General features: G+C 65.3%; 17 protein-coding genes and 1 pseudogene. 13 read left to right on the top strand and 5 right to left on the bottom strand.

Annotation, left to right across the window (positions count from 1 at the left end; genetic code table 11):
• Window positions 1-380: 380 nt before the first annotated feature.
• Window positions 381-725 carry a hypothetical protein gene (locus tag N0B15_RS08265; protein WP_263019210.1) on the top strand — a complete coding sequence of 115 codons (345 nt, stop codon included), beginning with the start codon at window positions 381-383 and terminating at the stop codon, window positions 723-725.
• A 66-nt stretch (window positions 726-791) separates the two neighbouring features.
• On the opposite strand, the gene ilvD is transcribed toward N0B15_RS08265, so the two are convergent.
• Both ilvD and N0B15_RS08255 read right to left on the bottom strand, forming a co-directional pair.
• Window positions 792-2,522 carry a dihydroxy-acid dehydratase gene (gene ilvD / locus N0B15_RS08260; protein ID WP_263019209.1) on the bottom strand — a complete coding sequence of 577 codons (1,731 nt, stop codon included), beginning with the start codon at window positions 2,520-2,522 and terminating at the stop codon, window positions 792-794.
• A gap of 116 nt (window positions 2,523-2,638) precedes the next feature.
• Complete coding sequence (locus N0B15_RS08255) at window positions 2,639-3,355, bottom strand: glycosyltransferase family 2 protein (protein ID WP_263019208.1); 717 nt, start codon at window positions 3,353-3,355, stop codon at window positions 2,639-2,641.
• A 105-nt stretch (window positions 3,356-3,460) separates the two neighbouring features.
• Between N0B15_RS08255 and N0B15_RS08250 the strand changes: the two genes are divergently transcribed.
• Window positions 3,461-4,453: a beta-ribofuranosylaminobenzene 5'-phosphate synthase family protein gene (locus N0B15_RS08250; protein WP_263019207.1), complete on the top strand. Its 993-nt coding sequence runs from the start codon at window positions 3,461-3,463 to the stop codon at window positions 4,451-4,453.
• Between the two features lie 24 nt (window positions 4,454-4,477).
• Complete coding sequence (locus N0B15_RS08245; protein WP_263019206.1) at window positions 4,478-5,314, top strand: RAD55 family ATPase; 837 nt, start codon at window positions 4,478-4,480, stop codon at window positions 5,312-5,314.
• 480 nt (window positions 5,315-5,794) lie between these two features.
• Here N0B15_RS08245 and N0B15_RS08240 read toward each other — a convergent pair whose 3' ends face one another.
• The gene (locus tag N0B15_RS08240; RefSeq protein ID WP_263019205.1) at window positions 5,795-6,115 is read right to left on the bottom strand and encodes a winged-helix domain-containing protein; all 321 of its coding nucleotides are present in this window, start codon (window positions 6,113-6,115) and stop codon (window positions 5,795-5,797) included.
• 313 nt (window positions 6,116-6,428) lie between these two features.
• On the opposite strand from N0B15_RS08240, the gene N0B15_RS08235 reads away from it, so the two are divergent.
• The 7 genes and pseudogenes from N0B15_RS08235 to N0B15_RS08205 all read left to right on the top strand — a co-directional run.
• The gene (locus tag N0B15_RS08235) at window positions 6,429-7,259 is read left to right on the top strand and encodes a hypothetical protein (RefSeq protein WP_263019204.1); all 831 of its coding nucleotides are present in this window, start codon (window positions 6,429-6,431) and stop codon (window positions 7,257-7,259) included.
• Window positions 7,252-7,677 (top strand): DUF8135 domain-containing protein, encoded by a 426-nt coding sequence (locus tag N0B15_RS08230; protein WP_263019203.1) that lies wholly within the window; start codon window positions 7,252-7,254, stop codon window positions 7,675-7,677. The genes N0B15_RS08235 and N0B15_RS08230 overlap by 8 nt, the downstream gene beginning before the upstream one ends.
• Before the next feature lie 199 nt (window positions 7,678-7,876).
• Window positions 7,877-9,244 carry an MBL fold metallo-hydrolase gene (locus N0B15_RS08225; protein WP_263019202.1) on the top strand — a complete coding sequence of 456 codons (1,368 nt, stop codon included), beginning with the start codon at window positions 7,877-7,879 and terminating at the stop codon, window positions 9,242-9,244.
• A 112-nt stretch (window positions 9,245-9,356) separates the two neighbouring features.
• Entirely contained in the window at window positions 9,357-10,073 is a 717-nt protein-coding gene (locus N0B15_RS08220; RefSeq protein ID WP_263019201.1) for an SDR family oxidoreductase, read from the top strand.
• Window positions 10,074-10,125: 52 nt separating this feature from the next.
• Window positions 10,126-10,689, top strand: coding sequence for a DUF7437 domain-containing protein (locus tag N0B15_RS08215; RefSeq protein ID WP_263019200.1), 564 nt, complete (start codon window positions 10,126-10,128; stop codon window positions 10,687-10,689).
• Window positions 10,689-11,231: a PIN domain-containing protein gene (locus tag N0B15_RS18400; protein WP_484549511.1), complete on the top strand. Its 543-nt coding sequence runs from the start codon at window positions 10,689-10,691 to the stop codon at window positions 11,229-11,231. The genes N0B15_RS08215 and N0B15_RS18400 overlap by 1 nt, the downstream gene beginning before the upstream one ends.
• A 75-nt stretch (window positions 11,232-11,306) precedes the next feature.
• A pseudogene (locus N0B15_RS08205) lies at window positions 11,307-11,387 on the top strand (glucose 1-dehydrogenase); the annotation flags it as partial.
• Between the two features lie 147 nt (window positions 11,388-11,534).
• Here the strand turns inward: N0B15_RS08205 and N0B15_RS08200 are convergent.
• The gene (locus tag N0B15_RS08200; protein WP_263019198.1) at window positions 11,535-12,893 is read right to left on the bottom strand and encodes a sodium-dependent transporter; all 1,359 of its coding nucleotides are present in this window, start codon (window positions 12,891-12,893) and stop codon (window positions 11,535-11,537) included.
• Between the two features lie 148 nt (window positions 12,894-13,041).
• Between N0B15_RS08200 and N0B15_RS08195 the strand changes: the two genes are divergently transcribed.
• Together N0B15_RS08195 and N0B15_RS08190 are read left to right on the top strand one after the other, a co-directional pair.
• Window positions 13,042-14,586, top strand: a complete 1,545-nt coding sequence (locus N0B15_RS08195; RefSeq protein WP_263019220.1) for an acyl-CoA carboxylase subunit beta — start codon at window positions 13,042-13,044, stop codon at window positions 14,584-14,586.
• Window positions 14,583-14,909, top strand: a complete 327-nt coding sequence (locus N0B15_RS08190) for a DUF8022 family protein (RefSeq protein ID WP_263019197.1) — start codon at window positions 14,583-14,585, stop codon at window positions 14,907-14,909. Before N0B15_RS08195 ends, N0B15_RS08190 begins: the two co-directional genes overlap by 4 nt.
• A 22-nt stretch (window positions 14,910-14,931) precedes the next feature.
• On the opposite strand, the gene N0B15_RS08185 is transcribed toward N0B15_RS08190, so the two are convergent.
• Window positions 14,932-16,347, bottom strand: a complete 1,416-nt coding sequence (locus N0B15_RS08185; protein ID WP_263019196.1) for a cytochrome P450 — start codon at window positions 16,345-16,347, stop codon at window positions 14,932-14,934.
• 86 nt (window positions 16,348-16,433) lie between these two features.
• On the opposite strand from N0B15_RS08185, the gene N0B15_RS08180 reads away from it, so the two are divergent.
• The gene (locus tag N0B15_RS08180) at window positions 16,434-17,126 is read left to right on the top strand and encodes a helix-turn-helix domain-containing protein (RefSeq protein ID WP_263019195.1); all 693 of its coding nucleotides are present in this window, start codon (window positions 16,434-16,436) and stop codon (window positions 17,124-17,126) included.
• The last annotated feature ends 76 nt before the right edge of the window (window positions 17,127-17,202 follow it).

The raw sequence follows: 17,202 nt of genomic DNA, 5'->3' as shown, positions 1-17,202 counted from the left end.
CAACCAAACCTCGGGGCGGTTCGCACCGAGGGAACAGGTAGGTTGCAAACCGTAATATCCCAACGTTCGGGAATCCTCGCCCTTTAGGGCGGGGAGGATGTCAAATTCGGGATGAACAATCAATCACAGAATACATTTATCACTCAAACTACAACCCCACCCGTGTGAAAACACCTCTTTTAACACACGTTTCGAATCGACATCTGCATCGCCGAAGTTTCCTCCGCTGGACTGGTACCGGGCTGGTTGCCCTTCTCGCTGGCTGTACCGAGGTCGAAAACCCGAGTACGGACTCGTCTTCGGACGACGGTGACGAACCGACCACTGACGACGATCCAACCACCGACGACGAACCGACCACCGATGGCTCGAGCGACCGGTTGGACATCGACCCAGGCGGTGACATCGTCGTCTTCGTTCCGGTGGCTAACCCGGACGACGCGACAGTCGTCGACGCGACTGAAGCGCCTCTCTCCGACCTTCCGTACTTCCAGCGGGCACTCTCGCGAGCCAGCGACGAGTACGAGGAAGGCATGGAAGCGGACTTCGACGCCGACGAGCACCGCTCCTCGAGGGCGGCGCTGGTTCGGGATGGAATATCCCCCAGCGAGGTGGATGCGCTCGTGGAGGCACTCGAACGCGACCGAGCCTACAGGGCGCTCGAGTGGTACGTGGCCTACGAGAACACGACCTATCCCGTCAGTGTGCGTGACATCGCTCCGTAATCGCTGTGAACGCTGCTTGTCTCGATCGATAGCAACACAGCGAGATCGACTACGGACGGTCGCTCTTCAATCCCGTTTCACACCGGGATTGGTCACCGCACCGTTGCTCGCCGAGTCGAAGTCCCGGTTGTACTTCGCCAGCACGCCACTGTCGTAGGGTGGTTCCGGCTGCTCGAACGCCTCGAGTCGCGCCTCGAGTTCCTCGTCGCTCAGGTCGACCTCGAGCGTGCGTTCGGCGACGTCGATGCGGATCACGTCGCCGTCCTCGAGCAGACCGATGGGGCCGCCGACGTAGGCCTCGGGGGCGACGTGGCCGATGACCAGCCCGCGCGAGCCACCGGAGAAGCGGCCGTCGGTGATGAGGGCGACGTCTTCGGCGTGGCCCTGGCCGGCGACGGCGGAGGTGACGCCGAGCATCTCGCGCATGCCGGGACCGCCGCGGGGACCCTCGCCGCGGACGACGAGCACGTCGCCGGTGTCGACCTCGCCGGTCTGGACGTAGGCCATCGCCTTCTCCTCGTCCTCGAAGACGCGGACGGGACCCTCGTGGACGATGTCGTCGTCCTCCGCGGTCACCTTCAGCACCGCTCCCTCGGGGGCGAGGTTGCCCGTCAGGATGCGGATCGCGCCCTCTGTCTCCTTCGGCTCCTCGACGGTGTAGAGGAAGTCCGCCTCGATCTCCTCGTCCGGCGGGAGGTCGAGCGTCTCGAGTTCCTCGGCCACGGTCCGGCCGGTGACGGTCATGGCGTCGCCGTGGATCAGGCCGGCCTCGAGCAGGCGGCGGATGACGATCGGAACGCCACCGATCTCGTGGAGGTCGTTCATCACGCGCGAGCCACCGGGCTGGAGGTCGGCGATCTTCGGCGTCCGCTTCGAAATCTCGTCGAAGTCGCCGATCTCGAGGTCGACTCCGGCTTCGCGGGCCATCGCCAGCAGGTGGAGGACGCCGTTGGTCGAGCCGCCGATGGCGGTCTGGACGGCGATGGCGTTCTCGAACGATTTCCGGGAGATGATGTCGGAGGGACGCCGGTCTTCCTCGACGCACTCGAGAGCGAGTTCGCCGGCGCGGCGGGCGACCTCGTAGCGCTCGTCGTCCTCGGCGGGGGCGGAGGCGCTGCCGAGCGGGGCGAGACCGATGGCCTCGGAGATAGAGGCCATCGTGTTCGCGGTGAACATCCCGCCACAGGAGCCGGCACCGGGGCAGGCGTTGCGCTCGAGTTCGTCGAGTTCCTCGCCGCTCATCTCGCCGGTGGCGTAGGCACCGACGCCCTCGAACACCTGGACGATGGTGACGTCGCGGCCGTCGTGCTGGCCGGGCATGATCGAGCCGCCGTAACAGAAGACACTCGGGAGGTCGGTTCGGATGGCGGCGATCATCATTCCGGGGAGGTTCTTATCACAGCCGGCGACGGTGACGAGACCGTCCATGCGCTCGCCGAAGGCGACGAGTTCGACGCTGTCGGCGATCACCTCCCGGGAGATCAGCGAGGCTTTCATCCCCTCGGTGCCCATGGAGATGGCGTCGGAGATGGTGATCGTGCCGAACTCGATGGGCATGCCGCCAGCCTCGTCGACGCCCTCGATGGCCGACGCCGCCACGTCGTCTAAGTGGACGTTGCACGGCGTGATGTCCGCCGCCGGGTTGGGGACGCCGATCATCGGCGAGGCGAGGTCCTCGTCGTCGAAGCCCATCGCCCGGAACATCGACCGGTGCGGGGCGCGTTCGGCACCCTCTGTCACGTCTCGACTCTGCAAGCGTTCGGGTTTCCCCTGGTCGAATCGACCACTGTCGCTCATACTCGGGCGTCGTCTCGAGAGATTATAAGTAACCCTACCTCGGCCGACGCTTCCGCGACGGGGCGATTCGGCCGAACGGATTCGGTGCGCTGTTCGGCGGTGGGTGCAGTCAGCGCTCACCGCTCGAAGTAGCCCACGTCGGGGACGGTGCCGACGAGGGCGTAACTGCAGTAGGCGACGGCGTACGCGAGGAACAGCCCGCCGTAGCCCTCCCGGTGCTGGCGACGGACGGAGGTCCACACCGGGACACGCGGCTCGTACACCACGCGGCCGCGCTCACGCAGGCGCATCGAGAGATCCGTGTCCTCGAGAAAGGCGAGCGACTCGTCGAAGCCCGCGACCGCCTCGAACGCCTCGCGGCGGACGCTGCAGTTGTTCCCGCTCTGCTGGACGAAGCCGACCGACCAGCTCACCCGGTACCACAAGTCAGAGAGGACGCGAAACAGGAGTCGGTCGACGAGACCGCCCTCGAGCGGGCGTAGCGGGCCGCCGACGCCGACGACCTGCGGGTCGGCGTAGTGACTGGTGTGAGCGCGAACCCACCACGGCGCGACCACGGTATCGGCGTCGGTGAACGCGAGCACGTCACCGCGGGCGACGGCCGCGCCCTGGTTCCGCGCCGGGCCCGCACCCGTCCGGACGTCGTCCTCGAGTACGCGGTCGGCGGCCGGGTGGTCGCGTGCGACCTCGAGCGTGCCATCGTCGCCACAGGCGACCACGATCACCTCGAGTGTCCAGCCGTCCGGGAGTCGCTGGGCGGCGAGGGAATCGAGCGTCGGAGCCAGCGAGTCCGCCTCCTCGCGGGCGGGGACGACGACGGAGACGGTGACCATCGTTCTCGGACTGTCTCGTTCGCGTATATGTAGGTGGCGGTGTCGCGCCGCCGCGGTCGTTGCCTCCGTCGAAATCCCCTTGCGAGGTGAGACCGAATCGCGCCTATGGTATCCGTCTCCGTGGACGCGGGCGCGCGCATCCACGTCGGGTTTCAGAACCTCTCGCTCGCGCGCGAACGCCTCTACGGCGGTCTCGGCATCGGACTCTCCGAGCCACGGGTCCGCGTCGTCGCCGACCCCGCCCCGGAACTCTCCGTCGCGGACCCGCTGGTCGAATCGTACGCGCGGCGTGCCTGTGAGGTACTCGAGGTCCCCGGTGTCCGGCTCTCGCTCGAGGCGGACTTCCCGCGGCACGTCGGCTTCGGCAGCGGGACCCAACTCGCGCTAGCGGTCTACACTGCAGTCGCACACGCACACGGACTCGAGCCACGGGTGCGAGCGCACGCCCCAGCGCTGGGTCGGGGTGGCCGAAGCGGCATCGGCGTCGCGACGTTCGAAGGTGGCGGCTTCGTCGTCGACGCGGGCCACCCGACGGGGCGGTTCACCACCGACCCGCCCGCAGACGGTGACTGGACCGTCCCCGTCGTCGTCGCCCGCCACGACCTGCCCGCCGACTGGCGCGTCCTCCTCGTCGTTCCCGACGTCGACCCCGGCCGGAGCGGCGAACAGGAGGACTCGAGCATGCGCGCCGTCGTCGAGAAGGCGGACCCCTCCATCGCCGACGACATCGCGGGCATCGTCACCCGACGGCTCCTCCCGGCCGCCGCGGAGGGACGACTCGAGGCGTTCGGCGACGCGCTCGGTGCGATCGGCCGCAAGAACGGCGCGTGGTACGCCGACGCCCAGGGTGGGGTGTTTCGCCCACCGGCGGGTGAACTCGTCGAGGCGCTCGAGGCGACGCCCGTCCTCACGGGTGTCGGCCAGTCCTCCTGGGGACCGACCGTCTACGGCCTGACCGACGCCGCCCACGCCGAGGAAGCGCGCGAGACCGCACACGACGCACTCGAGCGGCGCGGACTCGCCGGTGAGGTGTCGCTCACGACGCCCGCGAGAACCGGCGCACAGGTCGCCGTCGAGGGCGAAGGCCACAACAGGTAAGCGGGACCGACTCGAGGAGCGGGCATGGAGCGGATGGCGCTCGGCGTCTCGCGACTCGATGCGACGATCGACGGCGGCGCACCGGCGGGGAGCGTCGTCTTGCTCGCCGGTGAGTCGGGTGCGGGTGCCCGGGAGTTCTGTTACACGAGCGCCGTCATGAACGGACTCGTGCTGGCCGAAGACGACCAGTTCGACCTCTACTACGGCGAGCGCGACCCGGCGGTCACCGCCCCGGAGTCGGTCCACTACGTCTCGTTCACCCGCGAGCGGGCGGCCATCGAACGCGAGATGTCGTTCGTGATGGACGACGACCTCGTGACGGCGGGGATGGCCCCAGTACAGTTCGAGGACCTCTCTCGAGAGTACTTCCAGCTGACGCCAGTGCCGACCGAGTGGTACGACGACGAGGTGGGCGACATCACCGAACTCGGCACTCGTCACGACCGCCGCGACGTCCTCGGTGCGCTCGGCGAGTACCTCAGTGCCCACGCGGCGAACAGCCTCGTCGTCGTCGACTCGCTGACCGACCTCGTCGCCGTCCTCGGCGACCGGTTCGACTGGGGTGATCTGACCGTGCTGTTGAAGGGTCTCAACCGCGCCTCACATCGCTGGGGTGGACTGATCCTCGTGCTCGTCTCCGCCGAGACGCTCTCGCCGACACAGCTCGGCCGACTGAAGGAGGCGACCGACGGGACGCTTCGCTTCGAGTGGGAGAGCGGCGGCTCCGAACGCGCACGGACGCTCGTCGTCGAGCGCTTTCGCGGCGTCCTCTCGAGACTCGAGGACGAGGACATCGTCCGCTTCGAGACGGAAATCGGCGATGCAGGACTGGATATCAGTAACGTCAGAAAAATCCGGTAGTCGGTTTGCGTACAAGACAGGCGGTATATGTAGCACGGCACCCGCGAGCGAACGAAGTGAGCGAGCGGGCCAAGGAATCCCTCGAAGCCGCGGCAACGCCGCGGCTGAGGGGGTGACGCTGTGCTTTTGATCGACATTTTGCCGAGGGCGTGGCCGTGCCACGCCCGCAGCGCAAAAGGTCGGTATGCACCTACAGTGACCGCATCACGGTTCCAATTGACTGTATTACTGATACACAGTGTCTCGAGTATCGAGTTCCAGTACGCGAAGTTCGTTCTGTTCTCTGAGCCAATCGATAATTGCTCGTCGTTTTCCAATGCGAAGCGAGTACTCATCTCGTCCTTTGAGCGGTTTGAGATGACGGTCTGGATTCTCCCCAGCCTCAGTCAGTTTCGATCGAATTCGATTCTCGATATCGTTTGGAAGAGCGTCCAGTTCCTTCGCTACGTCAGGATGCAACAACACGGTCGCCATTTCTCGCTACAGTTCCTCCCACTCGTCAGACTCCTTTCTCGAGTCAATCGTTTTGGAAGTGTTAGAATCGAGTTCAGGGGCCACCTCTGCCCACCATCCCACAGCTCTCGCACCGAGCTTTTTGCGGCTCACAAGGCCTTTCTCGTCCATCTCCCCGAGCCGGTTTCGGACCCCTTCAGGGGTGATTTGCTTCCCAAACCGCCGAAGGCCGTCAGCAACTTCTGGCGCTGTGAGGACTGGGTCATCCTCGTAGTCAAATACTTTGAGGATATCTTGTTCGGTAACGGACTCCTCGAATCGGCCCGCCTCGTCGCGTCCTTGGCTCATACCTCTACTGAGGTGAGGGTCACACATAACCGTTTGGCTCGTGCAAACCGGATCAGTCGTGTTCCAAAGCTGTTCAGCGGTCAGTATGCACGTGTACTGAGCGCTGGCTCACCTTCTGAGCCGCTCTCGAGTGAAATCCACGCTACTATAGTAACAACTGCAACGATTTACACACTGATCGGTGACCCGTCTGGCGACCTGGCGTGCACTGACTTGCAGTGGCTACTATAACACGTGTGAGACCGCATCCGCGACGACTCAGCGGCTGAGTCCGAACCAACGCTTAAGCGACTCTCTCCCCTCTGTCTCTCCGATGGCGAGCGACCACTCCGAGCACGTCGGTCTCTCGTTCGCCCTCGAGCCAGCCATCCACGACTGGCTCGACGAGCACGCGTCTCGGCGCGGCGAGCGTGTAGACGAGTTCTGTCGCCACCTGTTGTACGCCGTCTACGCGACCAGCGCCGACGACTCTCACGAGGTGCCCGACCCCGGACGGGTCGACGCGCTCGAAGAGCGCCTCGATACCCAGCGGGCGGCGTTTCACGACGGACTCGAGGACGTACGCGAGCGGGTCGTCGAGGTGTCGTGGGAACTCGAACGCCACCGGGCCGACGACGGCGACGACCCGCACGTGACGCCGGACGCCCTCGACGCGCTCGAGGCGCGCCTCGAGTCGCTCGCCGCCGACCTCGACGCCGGGTTCGACAACTACGAGACGGTTCTCGAGCGCGGCATCGACGAGCGCGAGACGCTCGCCGGACGCCAGCGGACGCTCGCGACGGCGCTGCTCGAAGTGCGCGACCACGTCGAGACGATCCGTGTGCGCAGCGACCGCCGGGCGAAAGCCGACGCCCTCAAACTCGCGGCGAACCGCCTCGGTCTCGAGCGCGCGGCCTGTGAAGCGTGTGATTCGAGCGTCTCCATCTCCTTGTTGACCGAACCGACCTGCCCCCACTGTGAAGCGACGCTCGTCGACGTCGAGACCAGGTCCTCGCTGTTCGGTTCGCACACGCTCCGGACGGGTGAGCCACCGGCGCTCGAGGGCGGCGTCGAGACGGCGGCCGACGCCCTCGAATTCGAGTTCGCGGACGGGGACGGAAGCCGAACCGAGACGGCCGACGACGGCGGTGAGATCGATGGGTGACGATTCGATCGAAGCGCACGAGTCGGCGTCAGAACCGGAACGTGCGGACGCTCCGCTCGCCGGCCTGGCCGCCGACGCCCGGCGTCGCTCGGCGTCGTCCGCCGGAGCGGACGGTGTCGACGATTCGAGTGTCGAGTCGCTCTTCGACCACGAAGCGGCCGACGCCGTCGATGCGGACGAACTCTGGGACCAACTCGAGGACGGGCCGACCCGCCCCGACGACGCGACCAGCCGAGTGGTGCGCGAGGTGTCGAAAGCGACCTACTGTCACACCTGCGAGTACTTCTCGCAACCCCCTGCGTTCGCGTGTGAGCGCGAGGAATCCGAGATTCTCGAACTCACGTCGCTCGAGACCGTCCGCGTCGCCGACTGTCCGTTCGTCAGCGCGGACGAGGCGCTCGACACTCACTCGAGTTGATCGTATCGACGCGTACTCGAGCCGTGACGCGTGCACCGCCCCGTGAGACCACGAGTGACGTGCCGTGTGAGACGGCGACGATCTCTTCGAGTCACGGATTCCTCACCGTAGCCGCCACCCGACTGTCATACCTCGTAGTAATACTCACTGCGTGAAACTGTTGAGTGCCTATAACCACACCGTTGTGGACGGCTCTGTTATGCGAGTCAGACACATCCAGTCGTCGACGGTCGTCGTCGAGTCCGGCGACACCAGGGTTCTCTGTGATCCCTGGTTACTCGACGGCGCGTTCTACGGAGCCTGGGCACACTACCCGCCACTCGAGTTCGAACCCGAAGACTTCGACGACGTCGACTACATCTACGTCTCACACATCCACCCGGATCACTGCCACGCGGAGACGCTCGAGCGACTCGACTCGGACATTCCGGTGTTGATCCACGACTACGAGTGGGACTTCCTCCGGCGGAACATCGAAGCGGCGGGCTTCGACGTCCACGAGATTCCGCACAACGAGCGGGTGAGTCTGGGTGACGACCTCGAGATGAACGTCCTCGCGTCCGACAACTGCGACCCGGAGGTGTGTGGCAACCACTTCGCGTGTTCGTGGCTCGCGGAGGCGGCGAGTACGAACGGCGGAACCGGCGGGTCGACACAGATCGATTCGATGGCCGTCTTCGACGACGGCGAGCACACGGTGGTCAACCTCAACGACTGCCGGTGGCCGATGACCCAGCACGCAGCGATGGAGGTCAGCCGCCAGTACGACGAAATCGACCTGCTGATGCTCCAGTACACCTTCGCTGGCAGTTATCCGCAGTCCAGACTCGACTACAGCCACGAGGAGTTACTCGAGGCGCGAGAGGAGCGACGGATCCAGTCGCTCGAGAACGCCGTCGGCTTCATCGAGTTGTTCGAGCCACGCTACTACATGCCCTTCGCGGGGGAGTACACCCTGTCGGGGCACCTCGCGTCGCTGAACGAGTACGTCGCGCGCTCGACGCGCTCGCAGGCGAAGGCGTACTTCGAGGACCACGACCGGATCGATTCGTCGGTCTCGGAGTGTCTCTTGCTCAACAGCGGTGAGTCCGTCGAGGTGGCGACGGGCGAACAGAGCGCACCGTACACACCGATCGACCAGGAGGCGAGAGCGACGTACGCCGAGGAGGTACTCGAGGGTGTCCGCTTCGGTTACGAAGAGGAGCCGATGCCCGATCTCGAGGCGTTCGAGGACGTGTTTCCCGACGCCTACGAGCACTTCGACGAGAAGCGCCGGGCGATCGGCTTCGAGAGCGAGACCGAAGTCTACCTGAGTCTGGTCGACGGAACCTACGCGCGGTTCACCGCCGACGGTGAGGGCTACGAGTACGTCGACGGATTGCCCGAGCGAAACGGTCGCCAGCGCGTCCGCATGGAGATGGATCCGCGGCTGACGCTCCAGATCCTGAAGGGACCGCGCTACGCACACTTCAACAACGCCTACATCGGCTCTCACCTCCAGTTCGCGATCGAACCCGACGTCTTCGAGCGCGCGTTGTTCTACTCGATGAGTTTCCTCCACGCCTGATCGCAGGCGCGCTCGCGCTCAAGCGGCCGCCGCCCGGTTCGCACACGACGGGCCGCCGCCCGAACCGCCGCTCTCCCCCGCCATTGATTGCGCTCGCCGGTGCACAGGGTATATGTCACCGACCGCCACGTTCGACTTCGAGGGAACCGTTGCAATCGTCACCGGTGCGAGCGGCGCACTCGGCAGCGCGGCCGTCGAGCGCTTCCGCGAGGCAGGAGCCACTGTCTGTGCGGTCGACGTCGTCGAGCCGAGTGACGAGGACTCGCTGCTCGAGGTCGGCTCCGGCGTCCACTTCTACGGTGCGGATCTGACCGACGAAGCCGCGGTTGAGCGGGTGATCGACGAGGTGGCCGACGACCACGGCCGGATCGACCACCTGCTCAACGTCGCGGGCACCTGGCGCGGCGGCAGCCACATCGAGGAGACCGATCTCGAGGAGGTCGAGTTGCTCTGGAAGGTCAACCTGCAGACGGCCCTTTTGGTCTCGAAACACGCCCTCGCGCACCTGCAAGACAGCGAGGGGGCGATCGTCAGTGTGAGCGCGCGCTCGGGGCTCGAGGGCGGGGCGGGTGACGGTCCCTACCGGATCACCAAGGCCGGAATCAAGATCCTCACCGAAACGCTCGCCGAGGAGAATCTGGGGGTCGTGCGGGCGAACTGCGTTATGCCGAGTGTGATCGATACGCCGATGAACCGCGAGATGATGCCCGACGCCGACCACGAGACGTGGGTCGACCCCACCGAAATCGCCGACGTGATGGCCGTGCTCTGTAGTGACGCGACGGCGGTGACGAGTGGCGCAGCGGTGCCCGTCTACGGCGAGGCGTGAGCAACGTAGCCAGCGAAAGGGCTAATACACAATCCATAGAATGTGTACACGAATGTCTACGGACGACGGCGGAACACCGACGGCAGATCCCGAAGGTCCGTTCAACGATCTTCTCACCTACGCCGAGCTGGTGAACTCCCCACGACTCGCCCGTCTGTATACCCACGTGCTTCGAGAGGGGCCACTCGACGTCGAAACGGTGAAAGACGACCTCGAGATGGCACACTCGACCGCCTACAAGGACGTCGGCCGACTCGAGGAACTCGGAGTCCTCACTCGAGACGACGAAGAGATGCCAGCGACGGTGTCGGTTGCGCCGATTCGCCTCGAAATCGATACCGATCACGGAGCGGTGACCGCGACCCCAGCGCTCATCGACGCCATCGGTCGCCAACTCGAGAACGAGGATATTCGAGTGTTCGTCGAACGCCAGGGCGTCGCCAAGCTCGCGAGCGCACTCCACTATACACTTCGACTCGAGCGGGGCGAGCTGACCCAGCGGACGGCGGCGAAGAAACTCGGCGTCCATCCCGTCGAGGGCATGACCGTCTTCACTGCGTTAGCAGACGTTCTCGACGGTGCGAGTGCTTACGACCCGTACGTGGAGCGAGCGTGATGGTGGCAGCGGAGATTCCGAGCGACAGCACTGCGATCATCGATACCAGCGTTCTGTTCGCGATGGGTGGCCCGTCGAACGAAAAGTATCGTTCGTTCGAATGGTTTCTTCGGCGGCGAGCAATCACGGTCGTCGTCCCTCGAGCGGTAGCCGAAGAACTCGGAGAGAGCCCGAGCGAATACACGTATCAACGCGACCGGCTCAGAGCCGCGCAGATGGCAGGCTGGCTCGTTCCGGGCCAGGTCGACTTTTCGCACCCCGGCGTGTCGACGGTCGTAGACACGGCCAGAAACCGTATGCACCACCTCTCGGCCGACGACGTTACCGAAGACGAAATCGAGAAGACGGACACGATTCTCGCGGGCATCGCCTACCAGTACGTCATCCGGGAGGAAACGTTCGTCACGGTACTCGTCAGCGACCGAACCGCAGAACAGGCGATCGAAGACGCCCTGTCTACGGCTGGCGTCGGGGACAGGACAACCGTCGTCGACGGCCGGTCGTTGCTCCGCGAACTCGTCGAGGGCGACTCCAAACCGTGACTCTCTGTCACAGGTATCAAACGGGTACTCGAGATGTCGTGTTTGCATCCGAAACACTCCCGGCGCACCGGCAGCGCTCACGTGATGGCCGTGCTCTGTAGCGACGCGACGGCGGTGAGGAACGGCGCAGCGGTGCCCGTCTACGGCGAGGCGTAGGCGGGAGCGCACACACGCTGTCCGACTGCAGTGTGGCGGACACCGGTCTACGGAGGAAGAGTCTTCGGTCGGCTACTGTCTGCAGTTTCAGTCGGGACTCGAGAAGTCGTCCGAGAAATCGAGACCGGAACCGCGGCCACGACCCGGCTAGATCGTATCGCCGATCCAGTCGGCGAAGTCGCCGGTCAGGAACTCGTAGTATCCGAGGATGCCGAGGGCGACCACGACCAGCAGGCCGATGACCGCCGGGATACGGAGGAACCAGATCCAGGCGGCACCCATCGATCCGAGGTCTCTGACGCCCTTCTCGAGTTCGTCGAGTGCCGTCTCGTAGATGATCCATCCGACGAACACTGCGAGAATGAGTCCGCCGAGCACCAGCAAGATGTCGTTGACCAACTTGTCGTAGAGGTCGATGAGGACGAGGTCGAGCGTGGTCGGCAGACCGACGACGAAGATCGCGGTTCCGATTCCCAGCGTCGCTGGTAGCCGGTCGATATCGCGCTCGTCGACCAAGTACGAGACGACGACCTCGAGGATGCTGATCGCACTCGAGAGCGCGGCGATGGCGACCGTTGCGAAGAATATCGCTCCGAGGAGCCAGCCGAACGTGAGATCACCGAACGCTGCTGCGAGCGTGACGAAAATTGCCCCCGCACCGGGATCGGCCGGGTCGACACCTGCGGTGAAGAATATCGGGAAGACGACCAGGCCGACGATGAACGCGATACCGGTGTCGAGACCGATGATGATGCCACCGTCTTCTGCGAGGTTTCGGTCTTCACCGAGGTAGGAGGCGTAGGTGATCATCACACCCATCCCGAGCGAGAGGGTGAAGAACGCCTGGCCGGCCGCAGCGGGTAGGATGCTCCGCCAGTTGTCGGCGATCGTCCCGAGGTCGGGCGAGAGGTAGTACGAGTAGGCCTCGCTCGCGCCTGCGAGGGTGAACGAGTATATCGCGAGCCCGACGAGGATCGCGATGATCGCCGGTACCAACACCTTCACCGCGAGTTCGATGCCACGCCGGACACCGAACCCGACCACGGCGAGAACGGCGGCCATGAATATCGCGTGGAACAACAGCGCGTCGAGACCGCTGGCGACGGAGACGAACTGTGCTTCGGCCTCGCCGACGTCTGCGATGAAATCTCCCTGGAGTCCGAGGAGGACGTATCGGAGCGTCCACCCGGCGACGACGCTGTAGTACGAGAGAATGAGGAAGCCGGTGGCGAAGAACAGCCATCCGACGTATCGCCACGTACCGGACCCGAGTCGTTGCAGCGCACCGACCGGGTTCCGGTTAGTTCGCCGCCCGATCACGAACTCGGCGATCATCACCGGAAATCCGATGGCGATGATCAACAGGAGGTAGATGACGAGGAACGCCGCACCGCCTTCCTGTCCTACCTGGAACGGAAACCGCCAGATGTTCCCCAGTCCAACTGCACTACCCACCGCTGCCAGGATGAAGCCTGTCCGTGTGGCCCAGGTTTCTCGTTGTGCCATGCGAGCGCTATTACTACACACGTTACTAATAAGTTCGTGCTAGTGTCAATCACGCTCGAGGCGGCTCACCCGACTCACGGACGGTAATCCTTTTCCCACTGGTTGAAAGACTGGAACCTATGACGACCATCGGGTGGACACCATGACGATGGAAGAGCGCATCGACGAGCTAGAGGAACTGCGCGAGGAGGCGCTGCTCGGTGGCGGCGAGGCGCGCATCGAGCGCCAGCACGAGAAGGGGAAGATGACCGCCAGAGAGCGCATCGAGTACTTCCTCGACGAGGGGACGTTCACCGAGTTCGATCAGTTGCGTACCCACCAGGAGAGCAACTTCGGGATGGAAGAACAGAAGATTCTGGGTGACGGCGTCGTCACCGGCTACGGCGAGGTCAACGGCCGGACGGTGTTCGTCTTCGCCCACGACTTCACCGTCTTCGGAGGCTCACTGGGCGAGGTGTTCGCCGAGAAGATCTGTAAGGTGATGGAGTCGGCGATGGACGTCGGCGCACCGATCGTCGGTCTCAACGACTCGGCGGGCGCGCGCATCCAGGAGGGCGTCAAATCCCTCGCCGGGTTCACCGAAATCTTCCAGCGCAACCAGCGCGCCAGCGGCGTCGTTCCCCAGATTTCGGCGATCATGGGTCCGTGTGCGGGCGGCGCGGTCTACTCGCCGTCGATCACCGACTTCATCTTCATGGTGAAAGACACGAGCCACATGTACATCACCGGTCCCGGCGTCACCAAGACCGTCACCGGTGAGGACGTCACCCACGAGGAACTCGGCGGCGCACAGACCCATGCGGCCCAGACCGGCGTCGCTCAGTTCGCCTGCGAGTCGGAGGAACAGGCGCTCGACAAGGTCAAACGCCTCCTCTCGTATCTCCCCCAGAACAACGTCGAGGACCCACCCCGGGTCGACCCCTGGGACGACCCCGACCGCCGCGAGGAGTCACTCGAGTCGATCGTTCCCTCGAGTCCGCAGAAGCCCTACGACATGACCGACGTGATCGACGCCGTCGTCGACGAGGGTTCGTTCATGGAGGTCGGCGAGAGCTTCGCGATGAGTATCGTCGTCGGCTTCGCGCGACTCGACGGCCGTTCGGTGGGTATCGTGGCGAACCAGCCGCGGGTGAACGCGGGGACGCTCACCGTCGACTCCTCGATGAAGGGGTCGCGTTTCGTCCGCTTCTGTGATGCGTTCAACATTCCGATCGTCACCTTCGTCGACGTCCCCGGCTACATGCCCGGCACCGACCAGGAACACCGCGGCATTATTCGCCACGGCGCGAAGTTGCTCTACGCCTACGCGGAGGCGACCGTCCCACTCCTGACCGTCATCACCCGGAAGGCCTACGGCGGGGCCTACTGCGTGATGGCCTCGAAGAACCTGGGTGCGGACATCAACTACGCCTGGCCGACCGCCGAAATCGCCGTCATGGGACCGAAGGGTGCCGTCGACATCCTCTACCGGAAGGAACTCGCCGAGGCGGAGGAGCCGGATCAGCTCAGAGACGAACTCATCGAGGAGTACCGCGAGGAGTTCGCCAACCCCTACACCGCGACGGACAAGGGCTTCCTCGACGACGTGATCCTCCCCACCGAGACCCGGCCGCGACTGATCGCCGACCTCGAGATGCTCGAGACCAAACGCGAGTCGGTCCCCGAGAAGAAACACGGGAACATCCCGCTATGAACTCGGTCGTCGAAGCGCGAGCGCGAACCGACGGCTCCTCGAACGAGGAGCCGGCCGGTGCCGTCGAGGCGGCGCAACTCGAGCTCTCGATTCCCGACGACGCGAGTGCCGAGGAGGCGGCGGCGATCGTCGCTGCCATCGGCGCACACGTCCGCGACTGTGAGACCGCTGCCGCACTGGCCGCCCAGGAGGAACCGAGCTGGGACGGCAAGCGCTGGGCGTTCGCAGGCCGGCTACGCAGCCAGCGGGGAGCGAGCGTGCGCGTTCCGAAGAACGCACCGACGAACCCGTGGACGGCGGCCGGCCGAGCCGACCGGTTCTGAGCCCCCCTCCTTCTCGAGTCAGTCAGGCGCGCGAGCGGACGGTCAGCCTGACCGGGTCGACCGGCGAGAGCGTCGCTGCCATGCGGACCGACGGGAGCGAGTCACTCTCGAGGTCGAAACGCACCCGCCGTGCGAGCGTGGCGAGGACGAGTCTCAGTTCCATCCGCGCGAAACGCATCGCGATGCAGTGGCGCGGGCCGCCACCGAACGGGAAGTAGGCGTACTCGGGCCGGTCGGTCTCCACACCCCAGCGCTCCGGGCGGAAACTGTCGGGGTCGTCCCACCAGCGGCCGTCGGTGTGGATCGCGAACGCGGGGAGCGTGACCTTCGTCCCTTCCGGGATCAGATAGTCACCGACTCTGACGTCCTCGTGGGCCTCGCGAAAGAGGGCGTACGCGGGTGGGTAGAGCCGAAGCGCCTCGTCGACGACCCAGCCGGTGTACTCGAGGTCCGACAGGTCCGCGACCGTCGGGTCGGCGTCGCCACAGACCTCGTCGAGTTCGGTCTCGAGGCGCTCGCGGGCGTCGGGAGCGGTCGCGAGCAGCGCGAAGGCGTAGGTGAGCGCGAGCGACGAGGTCTCGTGTCCGGCGAAGAGGAAGGTGACGAGTTGGTCTCTGATCTCGGTGTCGGAGAGTTCCTGCCCGTCTTCGGTGGTCGCCTCGAGCAACGTGGTGAGCATATCGGTCCGCGCTCGGTCCCCCTCAGTCTCGGTGGAGGCGCGACGCTCCTCGACGAGGTCCATCACGGCCGCGTCGAAGCGCGCCATCGCCCGCTCGTAGCTGCGGCGGGTCGGCGTCGGCACCCAGTCGGGGAGGAACGCCGAGGGCCGTCCCGGGTCGGCGACGTCGTTGAGCGCGCGGGCCGCACCCGTAATCGCCTCGCGCCGGCCCTCGAGTTCGACGTCGAAGAGCGTCGCGGCGAGAACCTCGAGGGTCAGCGCGGAGAACTGGCGGTCGGCGGCGATCGTGTCGCCGTCCGACCAGGCGTCGGCGCTCTGGGCGGCCGACTCGACCATCGAGTCGGCGAACTCGGCGACGGTAGCGGGTGTGAATGCCGGCTGGAGGAGCGTCCGCTGTCTGCGCCACTGCTCGTCGTGGGTGAACAACAGCCCCTCGGGGGCGACCGCCGGACCGAGATCCTCGAAGTTGTAGCGGCGAAAGCGGTGGCTCTCGCCGACGAGGACGCGTGCGACGTGGTCGGGGTGGAACAGGACCGTCCAGGTGGTGCCGAACACGTGGTGGCGGACCACGTCTCCGTACTCCGAGAGACCGTCGTAGTAGTCGAACGGGTCGCGAACGAATCCGAGAGTGTTTCCGACGAGTGGCAACCCGTCGGGACCCGGCGGCGTCCGGCCAGCCCCAGCGGTCTCGCCCGCGTGTGCCGTGTCGTCACCGGTCGAACTCGAGCGGTCGTCGAGAGCAGGAGTCGGATCGCTCATCACAGGTGGACGTAGCGAACGCCGACCGGTGGTCGTTCTGCCGGACTCACTAGGGTATTTATATATACCCGTTCGAACACTCGCACGTGAAGCGACTCGAGGCGACGTTTCGCCAGCCACGGTCGATGCTCCACCCGATGCAGCGACTCATCCGCGACGAGGACGTGGTCGTCCGCGACGAACTCCGGACGTGGAACTTCGCGACCGGCGGGGCGGTCGAGTACGCGCTGTTTTACGTCGAGGTCACCGACTACGAGCGCTACGTCGCCGAACTCGAGAGTGTCGACTCGATCCGTGAGTACGCGATCACGGAAGTCGACCGTGACGGCGAGCGGGTGTCGTTCTACCTCTACGTCTGTCAGGAGCCTCGCGAGGCGGATTTGTTGTTTCGGCGGGCGTTCACCGCGCTCAACCTCGTGGTCGTGCCACCGATCGTCTACGACGAGGAGGCCGCCATGCGCGTCCAGATCGTCGGGGCCGGTGCGGACCTCGGTCGGCTACTCGAGAACGTCCCCGACGAAATCGAGACGACCGTCCACGAGATCGGTGCCTACGACCACCGCTACGGGTCGCTCGCGGGCGTGCTCACCGACCGCCAGTACGAGGCGCTCGCCGTGGCCGTCGGCTGTGGCTACTACGACGTGCCCCGGACCGGCTCTCTCGCCGACGTTGCCGAGGCGCTCGAGTGTGCGACGAGTACGGTCTCCGATCACCTGCGGAAGGCGGAGGCGGCCGTCGTCCGACGGGCGGTCGACCGCCACGGCGGTCTGACCGGGTGAGAACGCGACTCCCGACCCCGTGTCACTCCCTCTCGGTTCCAACACGTGTTTGCGAAAAAGTAAGGTTCCGGGTAGA

This window comes from Natronobiforma cellulositropha (genome assembly GCF_025629245.1).
In the GTDB taxonomy this organism is placed as follows: Archaea; Halobacteriota; Halobacteria; order Halobacteriales; family Natrialbaceae; genus Natronobiforma; species Natronobiforma cellulositropha.
Note: the sequence above shows the minus strand (reverse complement) of the source record. Positions and strands in the feature narration are given on the sequence as shown.